We start from the raw sequence: 14944 nt of genomic DNA, 5'->3' as shown, positions 1-14944 counted from the left end.
CCCATGCACGTACTCATCCTCGGGGGAACGACCGAGGCCCGCCGCCTCGCCGAGCTGCTGCACGCCCGGGGCTCGGACCGGGTGACCAGTTCGCTGGCCGGGCGGGTCGCCGCGCCCCGGCTGCCGCCCGGCGAGGTGCGGGTGGGCGGCTTCGGCGGGACCGAGGGCATGGCGGAGTGGCTGCGCGCGCACCGGGTGGACGCGGTCATCGACGCCACTCATCCCTTCGCCGGCACGATCAGTTTCCACGCGGCCCTCGCGACCGCCGCCGTCCATGTTCCCCTGCTGGCGCTGCGGCGCCCAGGCTGGGCCCCGGTGCCGGGCGACGACTGGCACGGAACGGACTCGCTGGCCGGGGCGGCGGAGCTGGTACGGGGCCTGGGCCGGCGGGTCTTCCTCACCACGGGCCGGATGGGACTCGCGGCCTTCGCGCACCTGGACGACCGCTGGTTCCTGGTCCGCTCGGTGGACCCGCCGGAGCCCCCGTACCCGGCCCGGCTGGAGACCCTGCTCGACCGGGGGCCGTTCACCCTGGACGGGGAGCGGGAGCTGCTCCGCCGGTACGCGATCGACGTCCTGGTCACCAAGGACAGCGGCGGAGCGGCCACCGCGCCCAAGCTGACCGCCGCCCGCGAGGCGGGGGTGCCGGTGGTGGTGGTCCGCAGGCCGCCGGTGCCCGAGGGGGTCCGGGAGACCCCGTCGCCGGAGGGGGCGGCGGCCTGGCTGGATACCCTGCGTCCGCATCCGTACGACCCGTACCGACGGGGGCCCGAGGACGAGCCGGCCTGACCGGCCGGCCCGCGGGCCCGGGGGGACCGGGGCCCGTGCCCGGGGGCGCGCGAAAAAGTTTCGGGGATCTCCGGAAGTTTTCGTTATCCCGGCCTCCCGGGCCGGTCTCCCAGGTGTCGGGCGGATGTGCGTGCGACGGTGCGACGGGTTCGCGGGACCCATGGGTTCGCGAGATCCATGGGGTCGCGGGAGTCCATGGGGTCACAGGAGAGAGGTCCGAGGCGTGAGCGACGAACGTGAGGTCCGCGAGGCCCATGAGGCCGGCGAATCGCTGGTCCGTGCGGCGCAGGGCGGCGACCAGCGGGCGCAGGACGCGCTGGTCGCGGCGTATCTGCCGCTCGTCTACAACATCGTCGGCCGCGCGCTGGGCGGGCACGCCGATGTGGACGACGTCGTCCAGGACACGATGATCCGGGCGCTCGGCGGCCTCGGCTCGCTGCGGGACCCGGCGCGCTTCCGCTCCTGGCTGGTGGCGATCACCATGAACCAGATACGTGACCACCGGTTCGCCCCGGCGGCGCTGGCCGCGCTGAGCGAGGGCCATGAGGTGGCGGACCCCGGGGCCGACTTCGTGGACCTCACCATCGTCCGGCTGGGTCTTTCCGGACAGCGCCGGGAGGTCGCGGAGGCCACCCGCTGGCTGGACGACACCGACCGGGCGCTGCTGTCGCTCTGGTGGCTGGAGGCGGCGGGCGAGCTGACCCGGACCGAGGTGGCCGCCGCCATGGAGCTGTCGCCGCAGCACACGGCGGTCCGGGTGCAGCGGATGAAGGCCCAGCTGGAGACGGCGCGGATCGTGGTGCGGGCGCTGACGGCGGTGCCCCGCTGTGTGCTGCTGGACGACGCGCTGGTCGGCTGGGACGGATTGCCGTCCGCGCTCTGGCGCAAGCGCATCGCCCGGCACGCCCGGGAGTGCACCGCCTGCTCCGGTCACGGCGCCGGTCTGGTGCCGGCCGAGGGGCTGCTGGTCGGCCTGGGCCTGGTGCCGGTGGGCGCCGCGCTCGCCGGAGCGGCCGGACTGGCGGGCGGCGCCGGCGACGCGCTGGGCCTCACGGGCGCCACGCAGCAGATCCCGGGCGCCGGGTACGCGGGCACGGTCCCGGGGGCCGGGCATCCCGGCCCGCTCCCGGGCGCCGGGCGTCAGGACCCGGGGGCCGGCACGTGGTCCGGCGGTGACGCCACCGCCCAGCTGCCGGCCGTGGGCAGCGGCGGTCATGGGCCGGGTGGCCTTCCCGGTGGCGGCCGCGGGTCCGGTGGCGGCCGGCGCGGAAACGTTTCGGACGGCTCCGGGGGGCGTACCGGCGGCCGGGGCCGGGCGCGGCAGGACCGCCGCCGGCACCAGCGCCGTACCGCGGTCGTGGCGGCGGCGGTGGCGCTGCTGGTCGTCGGGGGCGGGATCGCCGGGGTGAAGCTGCTGGGCCCGGACGGCGCCACCGAGGTGCGCACCGACACCGCGGCCGAACCGGCCCGCTCCCAGGTCCCCTGGGACGCGCCCGTCACACCGGCCGTCACGCCGTCGGCGTCCGCCTCGCCCTCGGCCTCGCCGTCGCCCTCCGCGTCGAAGAGCCCCTCCGCCTCGGCCACCCCCAGCGCCAAGCCGAAGCCGAAGCCCACGCCCGGCCGGACGAGGACCGAGCGCCCGGAGCCGTCCGAGCCGCGTCCCCGCCCCGAGCCGGAGCCCGAGAAGTCCGAGAAGCCGGACCCCGCCCCGGCCGGCGGCTCCTTCGGGCAGCGGGTGACCGCGCTGGTCAACTCCGAGCGCGCCAAGAACGGCTGTGGACCGGTCAGCCAGAACGGCCTGCTGGACACGGCGGCCCGGCGCCACTCCGACGACATGGCCGCGCGCGGCTACTTCGACCACACCAGCCCGGACGGCAAGGACCCGGGCGACCGGGTCACCGCCGCCGGGTACCAGTGGTCCACGTACGGCGAGAACATAGCCCGGGGGCAGCAGAGCCCCGAATCGGTGATGGACTCCTGGATGAACAGCTCCGGCCACCGCGCCAACATCCTGAACTGCTCCTTCAAGGAGATCGGCGTCGGCATACACGAGGGTTCCGGCGGCCCCTGGTGGACCCAGGTCTTCGGCGCCCGGAGCTGAGAAGCCGGGCGGGAGCGGGCCGGCGGAACCGGGACGGCGGAACGGGGGCTGGGCCGGGCGGCGGGAGCGGACCGCGCGCGTCGACATGTGCTGAATCGTTCCGGCGGACCGGTGGGACCGTCCGCCGGAACGATGGTGCCGCGAGGGTGTGACTGGTGATCAGGTGCGGTAGGCGTAGTACTTCGCGCTCGGGTAGGACGCGAGGATGCTCGCCAGCGACTTCCGGTAGGTGTTGTTGGAGTGGTACGTCAGATACGGCGTACCGAACCAGTCCTTGTAGGTGACCATCATGGTGTGGTCCTTCGAGCCGTCCCGGTCGAAGTCGACCTGGAGGACGTCACCGACGCCCATCTCCCAGACGTTCGAGAGGTTGGTCGTCCGCTTGCTGGAGAGGGCGAACCAGGACCACTCGTTGACGCCCACGAAGGTCTGCGTCTGGCCCAGGTTCGGGTCGCTCCACCACTTGCGGTAGTCGTCCCAGCTGCCGGGCGCGTGCTTCCAGCCGCCCGCCTTCAGCGCCTGGCTGACGAAGTTGGTGCAGTCGCCGCCCGCGCCCTGGTTGTCGTAGGACGGGTAGGCGGAGTTGTACCGGCTCCAGTACTTCTCCGCGTACGCGGCCATCGCCTTGTAGTCGTAACCACTGGAGCTGGTCGACGGCTTCTCGGCCGGGGTCCGCCACGGACGGCTGGTGGTGGCGGTCTTCGCCACCGGCAGGCCGTCGTCCCCGTCGGTCGTCTTGGTCATCGGCGTCTTGAGCGGCGCGTTGACCGCGGCCAGACCGGTGTCGGTGGAGCGTATGCCGGTCAGCTCCCACGTACCGCCCGCCGCCTGGGCGAAGGTCAGCTCGTGGTGGGCCTGGAAGCCGGTGGTGCCCGGCTCGTTGCCCCGGATCTTCCGGTAGCTGAGCGTGGTGGTCTCGGTGACCCGGACCGTGGCCTTGCCGTCGCGCACCTTGGTGCTGTCCACGGTGACCTTGGTGTCGCCCTTGCTGTACGCCTCGCCCAGGTCGCGGAGGCGCTTCTTGCGGTCGCGCAGCGAGGACCAGGAGGTCCCCTCGGCGCGGAACAGGCCGGAGGAGAGATGCACCTTGCGGTCGGCGGGCGGCGCCGACCGGGTGGTCTCCTTGCCGTCCACCAGGGCGGCGGTACGCTCCGCCAGCACCTGCTCGGCCACCTTGCCGAAGGACTCGGTGGTGGCGCGGTCGACCGTGGTGGCCGCCGGGGTGCTGGACGAGTACCACGAGGCGCCGGCGGTGGTGGGCAGCACGACGGCCGCGGCGGCGACCGCGAGGACGCCGCCGACCGTGGCCCTGAACGTCGATTTCTTCACGAAGAACTTCCCCTTGTCACCCGGTCGACGCACGGACCGGGGGACGGAATCTTCGCATGAAGTCCCGTCGTGTGAAGGGGCTGTGTGTGTACCAGATTCGCCACAACACCAACCGCTGCGGAACCGGCACTACTTGTGAGTATCTCCGGGCTCCGGCCGCCGGTGCGCCCGTTCCGGTTACGGTACGCCCCCGGTCCCGCCCGTCCGGCCGGCCCCGCAGAACGGGGCCCTGGGCGGATCGACGGCCGGAGGCCGGGTCGCGCATCCGGTTCCGGTTGGGTGCCGGTCTTCCCTCGGCCGGGCTCCCCCGGGCCGTGCGGCTCCCTGGCGGGGGGATGTGTTTCCGGCCAATTCGACACGGCGGACGGGGCCTTGGAATCGCCGCTTCCGGCGGTCGGTTTCCCGCCACCCCGGTACGCCCCGGTACGGGACCTCCGGCACCGGGCGAGGGCCGTACGCCCCTTCCGGCGGCCCCCTTCCGGCGGCCGCCGGAAGGGGGCCGCCGGAAGGGGGCCTGGGTGACGGAGCGACGGTCGTACGGCCCAGCCGGTGGTGAGGGCCGTCGCCGTACGGCCCCTCCCGGGGGAACGGGGCGACAGGCGTACGGCCCTCCCGCCGGGCGGGGCTACGGGTAGCGGCGCGGGGTCCAGGCGAGGCGGCGGCCGTCGGCCCGGTCGGTGACCCGGGTCTGCGAGGAGCCGATCAGCAGCAGGGTCCGCATGTCCACCTCGGCCGGGTCCAGTTCGGCCAGCGACAGCACCCGCACCGACTCGCCGGGCCCGCCCACGTCCCGGGCCACCACCACCGGGGTATCCGGCGCCCGCAGTTCGAGGAGCAGTTCCCGCGCCTTCGCCACCTGCCAGGTACGGCTGCGCGAGCCCGGGTTGTAGAGCGCGAGCACCAGATCGGCCGAGACGGCGGCGCGCAGCCGTTCCGCGATGACCTCCCAGGGCTTGAGCCGGTCCGAGAGCGAGATGGTGGCGTAGTCGTGGCCGAGCGGGGCGCCCGCCGCGGCGGCCGCCGCGTTCGCCGCCGTCACCCCGGGCAACACCCGTACCGGCACGTCCCGGTAGGGCTCCTCGGCGGCGACCTCCAGCACCGCCGTCGCCATGGCGAAGACCCCCGGGTCGCCGCCCGACACCACCGCGACCCGCCGCCCGCGCCGGGCCAGTTCGAGCGCGAACTCGGCCCGTTCCGACTCCACCTTGTTGTCCGAGCCGTGCCGGAGCTGGCCGGGGTGCTCGGGCACCCGGTCGAGATAGGTGGTGTAGCCGACCAGATCGGTGGCGGCGGCGAGCGCGCCCCGCGACTCGGGCGTCAGCCACCGAGGCCCGGCCGGCCCGGTCCCGACCACGACCACCTCACCGGGGACCGCGGTCGTCCCGGTGTCCGTGGCCGCTGCCGACTGCTCGGGGGCTTCGTCCGGGTTCCGGGCGCCGTCCGGCTGGCCGGGGACGTCGCCCGGTTCCACGGTGAGGACCGCGACCTTGGACGGCAGGACGGCCACCGAGAAATACGGCACCGACTCCGGGTCCACGTCCAGCAGTCGTCCGGTGCGCTCGCCTGGCATGGTGGCCCGCTCCACATAGCGGGCGTCCGCCAGCCGGCCCGCGCGCTCCAGCGCCCGCCGCACCGCCGGGAAGGTCCGGCCCAGCTTCATCACCACCGCGGAGTCGGCCGCCGCCAGCCGGGCGGTCAGCTCCTCCTCGGGAAGGGTGCCGGGGATGATCGTCAGGGTCTCCTCGGCCTCCACCAGCGGTTCGCCGAGCCGGGCGGCCGAGGCGCTGACGGAGGTGACACCCGGAATGACCTCGGTCGGGTAGCGGTGGGCCAGCCGCTTGTGCATGTGCTGGTAGGAGCCGTAGAAGAGCGGGTCGCCCTCGGCCAGCACGGCGACCGTGCGCCCGGCGTCCAGATGCGCGGCGAGCCGGGCGGCGGCCTCCTGGTAGAAGTCGTCGAGCGCGCCCCGGTAGCCGCCCGGGTGGTCGGTGGTCTCCACGGTGAGCGGGTACATCAGCCGCTCCTCGATGTGGTCCGCCCGGATGTGCTTCGCCGCGATGGAGCGGGCGATCGAGCGGCCGTGCCGGGCGCAGTGGTACGCCACCACGTCCGCCGCCGCGATGGCCTCCACGGCCCGGACGGTCATCAGCGAGGGGTCGCCGGGACCCAGCCCGACCCCGTACAGCCTGCCGGGGGCGCCGGACGTGCCGGTCCCGGTGTGCCCGGCGTTCTGGGTGTCCGCGGTGCTCGCTGCGTTCTCCGCGTTCGCGGTGCTCTCGGTGTCAGCGGTGCGCTTGGCGTCCATGGCGCTCACTCCGCCTCGCTCGCGATGGCGTTGAGGGCGGCGGCGGCCATCGCGCTGCCGCCGCGCCTGCCCCGGACCACCAGGTGCTCCACGCCCAGCTCCGGAGCGTGGGCGGCGAGCGCGTCCTTGGACTCGGCGGCGCCGATGAAGCCGACCGGAATGCCGAGCACGGCCGCCGGGCGGGGGGCGCCGGCCCGGATCATCTCCAGCAGGTGGAAGAGGGCGGTCGGGGCGTTGCCGATGGCCACCACCGAGCCCGCCAGCCGGTCCCGCCAGAGTTCCAGCGCGGCGGCGGACCGGGTGGTGCCCAGCTCGGCGGCGAGCTCCGGCACGGCCGGGTCGTTGAGGGTGCAGACCACCTCGTTGTCGGCCGGCAGCCGCTTGCGGGTGACCCCGCTGGCCACCATCCGGGCGTCGCAGAGGATCGGCGCCCCGGCCCGCAGCGCCTCCCGGGCACGGGCGACGACGCCGGGCGAGAAGGCGAGGTCCCGGACGAGGTCGGTCATCCCGCAGGCGTGGATCATCCGCACCGCGACCTGGCTGACGTCGGCGGGCAGCCCCGCGAGATCCGCCTCGGCGCGGATCGTGGCAAAGGACTGGCGGTAGATCTCCGCCCCGTCCTTCTCGTAGTCGAACACTTCGCTCTCGCTCATCTCGTGGTACGGGGGCTGGGGGCACGGCCCGGGAGTCCCCGGGTCCGGACACGCGGGCGGGCACCGGCCCGCCGGGCGGCGGCGACCACCCCGGGCAGCTCGGCGCGGCTGGTGGGGGCGCCGTCCACCTCATAGTGGCCGTCCGGGGTCGCCACCACGTCCACCCACGCCCCGTGCGGATGGCCGCAGCGCCGGTCGCAGCCGGAGAAGTGCACCGGCAGCAACCGGCTACCGGCGGCCGTGCCACCGGCCTCCGCCGGGTCGGCGCCGCCGGGGAGCGGACCGGGGCCCGTCGGGCCGGCGGCACCCGGGGTCGCGTCGGCCCGGACGTCGGCCAGCGCCTTGCCGCATCCCGGCCGGCCGGTGCAGGCGCCGACGCCGGCCCAGGGGGAGGCGGGCTCGGTGATCAGCCCGGCGCCGGCCAGGGCGCGCAGCCGGGCCAGGGCGGCGGACCGGCCGGGCAGCCCAGTCACCACCGCACCGCGCCAGGGGGTGAGCCGGACCTCGGCGGCGGGCAGCAGGGCCCGCAGCCGGTCGGCCGGGAGCCGTCCGAGCGGGGCCAGCGCGTAGAGGGCGGTGTCGCCCAGCAGCCCGGGCTCGGGCGGAGGGCCGGCCGGGAGTACGGCTCCCCCGGCGGGGGCCGCCGGGATGCCCGCGGCCGCCAGATGCCCGGCCAGGTCCGGCGCGTGGCCGGGCGGCAGCTCACCCACCCGCCAGGCGCCGGTGCCGGCGGCCCGGGCGGCGGCCAGGAACGCCCGGGCGGCGGCCAGCGCGGCCCGGGGCGCGTCGGCGGCGGTCACCCGCACCGCCCGGCCGGCCAGGTGCAGCAGCGCGTCACCCGCTCCCGGCCGCCCGGGCGCCCCGCTCTCCGGAGGTGCTGCGACCAAGGTCACATCGCCGCCGAGCCCGGCCACATCCCCGCGCCCGTCGTCCAGGACGAAGAGGAACCGGCCGGAGAGCCCGGCCGCCCAGTCGGCCGCGCAGAGCAGCGCGTCCAGCTCCCGGGCCCAGGAGCCCACGTCCCCGTGGCCGAGTCCGTCCAGTCCGGCGGCCGGGGAGGCCACGATGTTCCGCACCCGTTCATGGCTGGGGGAGGGCAGCAGCCCGGCGTCCGCGAGCCGGCCGGCCAGCTCGGTGCCGCAGCCGTCGCCCAGCCCGCGCAGCTCGGCGTTGCCCCGGGACGTTATCCCCAGGTGGCCGTCGCCCAGGGTCTCGGCGGCGTCCGCGAGTATGCCTATTTGCCGGGACGTCAGCCGCCCGGCCGGCAACCGCAGCCGGGCCAGCCGGCCGTCGTCCGCCGTATGCAGCCGGAGCGCGCCCGGGCAGGCGTCACCCCGGTCCCGTATGACGGGCTCGCCCGGCTTGGGCGTTCTGTGCGGTGCGGGGGGCATGGCGGCGAGCATACCGACGCGCCCCGGGCCGCCCTCGGGGCCGTACCCGGGGGCGGCCCGGGGCACGGGCCCCGGAAGATCCGTACGGCCCCGGGGTTGCGGGGACGGTGGGGGCGTTTCACGTGAAACATCACCCCGCGCCATCACCCCGCACCCCGGTCCGCCTGCCCGGCGGCGCGGTCGAGCCCGGCCGCCCGGCCCCTCGGATCCTCCGGGCGCATCCGCCGCCGTCCGCCGCCCCAGCGGCCCGGTCGTGCCCCCGGTGCCTCCGGCCGCCCCCTGACCAGCGGGCGGGCAGCCTCTACTATGCAGACGGCACAGGGTCCGGGACCCTGGGGAGGAAGCCGGTGCGAGTCCGGCGCGGTCCCGCCACTGTCAGCCGGCGTCCCGTCCGGTGAGCCAGGAACTCCCGCCGTCCACACGACCACCCGGGGCGCGGACACCCCGAGGAAGGCCTGCGCACACCATGCTGCACTCCGCCGGGGAGCCGGACCCGCGCCACCGCGACGGCGACACCACCGACACCGCCGGGGACGGCCCCGCCGTCCTGCTGCTGTCGCACTCCGACACCGATCTGCTGAGCGCCCGCGCCGCCGGGGGCCCGGTGGCGTACCGGTTCGCCAACCCGTCCCGTACCCCGGTCGAGGACCTGGACGGGCTGCTGGACGGGGCCGGGCTGGTGGTCGTACGCCTCCTCGGCGGCGTCCGGGCCTGGCAGGAGGGGCTGGACGTGGTGCTGGCGGCCGGGAAGCCGGTCGTGGTGCTCACCGGCGAGCAGGCGCCCGACGCCCAGCTGATGGAGAACTCCACGGTGCCGATCGGCATCGCGGCCGAGGCGCACGCCTACCTCGCGCACGGCGGTCCGGGGAACCTGGAGCAGCTCGCCCGGTTCCTCTCCGACACCGTGCTGCTCACCGGCCATGGCTTCGAGCCGCCGGCCGCCGCGCCCAGCTGGGGCCCGCTGGAGCGGACGGTCCGGGAGGACGTGGCCCCGGACACCCCGGCGATCGCGGTGCTCTACTATCGCGCCCACCACATGAGCGGCAACACCGCCTTCGTGGACGCCCTCTGCTCCGCCGTCGAGGACGCGGGCGGCCGTCCGCTGCCCCTCTACGTGGCTTCCCTGCGCGCTCCCGAGCCGGAGCTGGTGGAGCGGCTCCGCACCGTCGACGCCGTGGTCACCACCGTGCTCGCGGCGGGCGGCACCAAGCCGGCCGAGGCGCAGGCCGGTGGCGACGAGGACGCCTGGGACGCGGGTGCCCTGGCCCAGCTGGACGTCCCGGTCCTCCAGGCGCTCTGCCTCACCGGCTCCCGGGCCGCCTGGGACGAGAACGACGAGGGGCTCTCCCCGCTGGACGCGGCCACCCAGGTCGCCGTGCCGGAGTTCGACGGCCGGCTGATCACCGTCCCGTTCTCCTTCAAGGAGATCGACGCGGACGGACTGCCCGCCTATGTCCCCGACCCCGAGCGCGCCGCCCGGGTCGCCGGGATCGCCGTCCGGCACGCCCGGCTCCGCCACATACCCAACGCCGGGAAGCGCCTCGCCCTGGTGCTCTCCGCCTACCCGACCAAGCACTCCCGGATCGGCAACGCGGTCGGCCTGGACACCCCCGCCTCCGCCGTGGCCCTGCTGCGCCGGCTGCGCGCCGAGGGGTACGACTTCGGGCCCGAGGCGGAGATCCCCGGTCTGGTCTCCGGCGACGGTGACGAGCTGATCCGCGCGCTGATCGAGGCGGGCGGTCACGACCAGGAGTGGCTGACCGAGGAGCAGCTCGCCCGCAACCCGGTCCGCATCCCGGCCGCCGACTACCGGCGCTGGTACGCCACCCTCCCGGCCGAGCTGCGGGAGCGGGTGGAGGAGCACTGGGGCCCGGCGCCCGGTGAGATGTTCCTCGACCGGAGCCGTGCCGCCGAGGGTGGCGACCCGGACGGCGACATCGTGCTCGCGGCCCTCCGGCGCGGCAATCTGCTGATCCTCATCCAGCCGCCGCGCGGCTTCGGCGAGAACCCGATCGCGATCTACCACGACCCGGATCTGCCGCCCTCCCACCACTATCTGGCCGCCTACCGCTGGATCGCCGCCCGCGCGGAGGACGGTGGCTTCGGCGCGGACGCCATGGTGCACCTGGGCAAGCACGGCAACCTGGAGTGGCTGCCCGGCAAGAACGCCGGCCTCTCCGCCGCCTGCGGCCCGGACGCGGCCCTCGGGGACCTGCCGCTGGTCTATCCGTTCCTGGTCAACGACCCGGGCGAGGGCACCCAGGCCAAGCGCCGGGTGCACGCCACCCTGGTGGACCATCTGGTGCCGCCGATGGCCCGCGCCGACTCGTACGGCGACATCGCGCGGCTGGAGCAGCTGCTCGACGAGTACGCCCAGATCTCGTCCATGGACCCGGCGAAGCTGCCGGCCATCCGCGCCCAGATCTGGACCCTCATCCAGGCCGCCCGGCTCGACCACGACCTGGGCCTGGCGGACCGGCCGGACGACGACGGCTTCGACGACTTCCTGCTCCATGTGGACGGCTGGCTCTGCGAGGTGAAGGACGCCCAGATCCGGGACGGCCTCCATGTCCTGGGCGGGGCGCCGACCGGCCCGGAGCGGGTCAACCTGGTCCTCTCCATCCTCCGTGCCCGGCAGATCTGGGGCGGCACCCAGGCGCTGCCCGGCCTCCGGGAGGCGCTGGGCCTGGACGAGTCGGCCGCCACCCGCACCACCGCCGACGAGGCCGAGGCGAAGGCCCGGGAGCTGGTCGAGGCGATGGAGGCCGCCGCCTGGGACCCGGCCGCGGTGGAGTCGGTCGCGGACGGCCACGGCCCGGCCGTCGCGGACATCCTGGACTTCGCCGCCCGGCAGGTCGTTCCACGCCTCGCCGCCACCACCGACGAGCTGGACCACGCGGTGCACGCGCTGAACGGCGGCTTCGTGCCGGCCGGGCCGTCCGGTTCGCCGCTGCGCGGGCTGGTCAACGTCCTGCCGACCGGACGTAACTTCTACTCGGTCGACCCCAAGGCCGTCCCCTCCCGGCTCGCCTGGGAGACCGGCCAGGCGCTGGCCGACTCGCTCCTTGAGCGGTACCGGGCCGACCACGGCGACTGGCCGACCTCGGTGGGCCTCTCCCTCTGGGGCACCAGCGCCATGCGCACCGCCGGCGACGACGTGGCCGAGGCGCTCGCCCTGCTGGGTGTCCGGCCGGTCTGGGACGACGCCTCCCGCCGGGTGACCGGCCTGGAGGCCGTTCCGCTCGCGGAGCTGGGCCGCCCCCGGGTCGATGTGACGCTGCGCATCTCCGGCTTCTTCCGGGACGCCTTCCCGCACGTCATCGGCCTGCTGGACGACGCGGTACGGCTGGCCGCCGGGCTGGACGAGCCGGACGCCGAGAACTTCGTCCGCGCCCACACCCGCGCGGATCTCGCCGAGCACGGCGACGAGCGGCGCGCCACCACCCGGATCTTCGGCTCCCGCCCGGGGACCTACGGGGCCGGTCTGCTCCAGCTGATCGACTCCCGGGACTGGCGCACCGACGCCGATCTGGCCGAGGTGTACACGGTCTGGGGCGGCTACGCCTACGGCCGTGAGCTGGACGGCCGCCCGGCCCGCGCCGAGATGGAGACGGCGTACAAGCGGATCGCGGTCGCGGCGAAGAACACCGACACCCGTGAGCACGACATCGCGGACTCGGACGACTACTTCCAGTACCACGGCGGCATGGTGGCCACCGTCCGCGCGCTGCGGGGCACCGCCCCGGAGGCGTACATCGGTGACTCCACCCGTCCGGAGACGGTCCGCACCCGCACCCTGGTCGAGGAGACCTCCCGGGTCTTCCGCGCCCGGGTGGTCAACCCCAAGTGGATCGAGGCGATGCGCCGCCACGGCTACAAGGGCGCCTTCGAGCTGGCCGCGACCGTCGACTACCTCTTCGGGTACGACGCCACGACGGGGGTGGTGGCCGACTGGATGTACGACAAGCTCACCGAGACGTATGTCCTGGACCCGGAGAACCGCGCGTTCCTCCAGGAGGCCAACCCCTGGGCCCTGCACGGCATCGCGGAACGCCTGCTGGAGGCCGAGTCCCGGGGGCTGTGGGCCAAGCCGGACCCGAAGGTCCTGGACGCGCTGCGGCAGGTCTTCCTGGAGACGGAGGGTGAGCTGGAGGGCGAGGAGTAGTCCCGGCGGGGCCGTACCGGGCCAGGCGCCGCCTGCCCGGTACGGCTTCCGCCGGGTGCGGGTGCGGGTGTGTGGGCCCGGCCCGGGTGCGGGTCGGGTCCGGGGCGTGGCCGGGCGGGTAATTCGGGTGCCGGTCTTCCGGTCGGCCCGTACGGTCGCCACCGTGGAACCGCTCACCGAGAAACAGATACGCGCCTCGTTCGTCAACTGCTCCAAGGGCGAGGCGAGCCGGATGAAACTGCCCGCCGACTTCGGCCGGCTCCCCTGGGACGACCTGGACTTCCTCGGCTGGCGTGATCCGGGCGCCCCGCTCCGCGCCCATCTGGTCCTGCCGCCGGGCGCGGTCCCGGGTCCGGGCGGTGACGCGGGCCCGGTCGGGATCGCCCTCCGCGTCCCGGAGGCGAACCGGACCAGCGCGCTCAAGACCAGCCTCTGCCAGATCTGCCTGACCGGCCACGCCTCCTCAGGGGTGGCCCTGCTCGCCGCCCCGCGCGCCGGTGCGGCCGGCCGGGAGGGCAACACCGTCGGCATCTATGTCTGCGCCGATCTGGCCTGCCCGCTCTATCTGCGCGGCAAGCGGCAGCCGGCCGGGCAGCGACCCCGGTACGAGGAGTCGCTCACCCTGGCGGAGCGCGTCGCAAGGGCCGGCGCCAACCTGGCCGCCTTCGCCACGACGGTCCTCTCCTCCCGCTGACGCCGACCAGCGGTCTGTCTCCGTTTATGCATCCTTCGATGTATTCGGTGGAGCGGTGGTTCGGCTGCGGGCAGGACGCGGCGGGGGCGGGGCCGTCGGGACGATGGGCCCATGATCGAGACCTTGCGCACCCCGGGGCCGGCCGCCGCCCCGACCGCGTCCGGCGGCACCCGGCTGCCCCTGCTCGATGTGGCCCGGGGCGTGGCCGTCCTGGGCACGCTGATGACCAACGTCTGGATATTCACCGCCCCGGGGGCCGAGTGGGGCGCCCTCACCGGCGGCCCGCCCGGAGCGCCGTTGGGCACGGTGCCCGAGGCCGCCGAGACGGTGTTCCGGCTACTGGCGGACGGCAAGTTCCTGTCGATGCTGACCATCCTGTTCGGCGCGGGGCTGGCCATCCAGTACGACTCGGCCGCCCGCCACGGCCGCCCCTGGCCGGGGCGCTACCGGTGGCGGGCGCTCTTCCTGTTCGCCGAGGGCACGGTGCACTTCGTGCTGGTCTTCGCCTGGGACGTGCTCATGGGGTACGCCGTCATCGCGATACTGGTCGCCTGGCTGCTGACCCGGCGGGAGCGTGCCTGGAAGTGGTGCATGCGCTGGGCGGCGGGGCTGCACCTGGCGGTGCTCACGCTGCTCACCGCCGTGCTGGTGGCGGCGCCCGACGGCCCGCGCCGGGTCGTCCTGTCCGGAGTGGTGGACCTCTACGCTGTGGGGCGTTTACGTCCTCCAGAACGTGCTCTGCTCCCTGACCGCCTACGGCGTTGGGCTGGGCCTGGCCGCCCGCCTGGGTCCTGCGGGGCGCCCGTGGTGGGTCATGGTGTTCTGGGCGGCCGTCTCGTTGCTCCTGATGGCGGCGGCATCCCTGTGACTCCGCCGCTTCGACCACGCCCCCCTGAAGTCCCTCCAACGCCGCGCCCTGCACCGCTGAGGGTGGGCGTCGGGCTCGGCCCGGTGGGTGCCTATGCCCGGTGGGCGCGGTTGATGGGTTGCCGGGTGCGGCCCGGTGGTCGGCGGTTCTGCCCGGTGGGTGGGGGCGTGGCCCCTCCGGGCTCACCTCCTCGGAGCCGGCGGAACAACCGTTACGGGTGTGGTGGGCCGGCTATTACCGCCGTCTCCTGCGGGGGCGACCCTCACGGCCCCACCCGGCCCGTCTCCCGTCTGCGGACGCCCTCGGTACCCTGACCGGTGCCCGGCTATACGGTCCACTGACCGTCGCGTCCGTAATGTCGCAGTTCGCAGAAGTTGCTCAAACCCGACCCCAAGGCCGCCGAAACCCCAGGTCACCTACTCTGCTCCCCGCGCACGCGGGGATGGCCCCAGGAGCGTCCCGCACCGCTCCGCCGCATCCTTCTGCTCCCCGCGCACGCGGGGATGGCCCCTCCACCTGGGCGCACACCGCGTCCGCAAGTGCCTGCTCCCCGCGCACGCGGGGCTGCGGCTGGAAAACGGGGGGGCCGGGGGGCGGAGGTGGTTTTAGGGTGGGGGTGGCATCGCGTGGTGGTCACCGGTCGGGTGAG

General features: G+C 75.0%; 9 protein-coding genes and 1 riboswitch. Of the genes, 5 read left to right on the top strand and 4 right to left on the bottom strand.

The features are described 5' to 3' along the window. The first annotated feature begins 3 nt into the window (after positions 1–3). Together NX801_RS05335 and NX801_RS05330 are read left to right on the top strand one after the other, a co-directional pair. Positions 4–789: a cobalt-precorrin-6A reductase gene (locus NX801_RS05335; RefSeq protein WP_258785802.1), complete on the top strand. Its 786-nt coding sequence runs from the start codon at positions 4–6 to the stop codon at positions 787–789. Positions 790–1012: 223 nt separating this feature from the next. Then, positions 1013–2890 (top strand): sigma-70 family RNA polymerase sigma factor, encoded by a 1878-nt coding sequence (locus NX801_RS05330; RefSeq protein WP_258785799.1) that lies wholly within the window; start codon positions 1013–1015, stop codon positions 2888–2890. 159 nt (positions 2891–3049) lie between these two features. Here the strand turns inward: NX801_RS05330 and NX801_RS05325 are convergent, their stop codons facing one another. The 4 genes from NX801_RS05325 to NX801_RS05310 form a co-directional block, all read right to left on the bottom strand. Further along, entirely contained in the window at positions 3050–4219 is a 1170-nt protein-coding gene (locus NX801_RS05325; protein WP_258785797.1) for an amidase domain-containing protein, read from the bottom strand. A gap of 625 nt (positions 4220–4844) precedes the next feature. After that, a complete protein-coding gene (gene cobJ / locus NX801_RS05320; protein ID WP_258786104.1) occupies positions 4845–6365 on the bottom strand; it encodes a precorrin-3B C(17)-methyltransferase in 1521 nt (506 codons plus the stop codon). Positions 6366–6529: 164 nt separating this feature from the next. Beyond that, positions 6530–7177 (bottom strand): precorrin-8X methylmutase, encoded by a 648-nt coding sequence (locus NX801_RS05315; RefSeq protein ID WP_258785796.1) that lies wholly within the window; start codon positions 7175–7177, stop codon positions 6530–6532. Continuing rightward, positions 7174–8580: a cobalamin biosynthesis protein CobG gene (locus NX801_RS05310; protein WP_258785795.1), complete on the bottom strand. Its 1407-nt coding sequence runs from the start codon at positions 8578–8580 to the stop codon at positions 7174–7176. Before NX801_RS05310 ends, NX801_RS05315 begins: the two co-directional genes overlap by 4 nt. 284 nt (positions 8581–8864) lie before the next feature. Next, positions 8865–8999, top strand: a riboswitch (cobalamin riboswitch). Between the two features lie 35 nt (positions 9000–9034). Between NX801_RS05310 and cobN the strand changes: the two genes are divergently transcribed. The 3 genes from cobN to NX801_RS05295 all read left to right on the top strand — a co-directional run bounded on the left by cobN (position 9035) and on the right by NX801_RS05295 (position 14609). Continuing rightward, positions 9035–12733 (top strand): cobaltochelatase subunit CobN, encoded by a 3699-nt coding sequence (cobN, locus tag NX801_RS05305; protein ID WP_258785793.1) that lies wholly within the window; start codon positions 9035–9037, stop codon positions 12731–12733. A 163-nt stretch (positions 12734–12896) separates the two neighbouring features. Beyond that, complete coding sequence (locus NX801_RS05300) at positions 12897–13427, top strand: FBP domain-containing protein (RefSeq protein ID WP_258785792.1); 531 nt, start codon at positions 12897–12899, stop codon at positions 13425–13427. 111 nt (positions 13428–13538) lie between these two features. Then, a complete protein-coding gene (locus NX801_RS05295; protein WP_309505786.1) occupies positions 13539–14609 on the top strand; it encodes a DUF418 domain-containing protein in 1071 nt (356 codons plus the stop codon). Positions 14610–14944 lie beyond the last annotated feature (335 nt).

Origin of the sequence: Streptomyces pyxinae, from assembly GCF_024756275.1 — a bacterium.
Lineage (GTDB): Bacteria > Actinomycetota > Actinomycetes > Streptomycetales > Streptomycetaceae > Streptomyces > Streptomyces pyxinae.
This window is presented reverse-complemented; position numbering and strand designations above follow the sequence as displayed.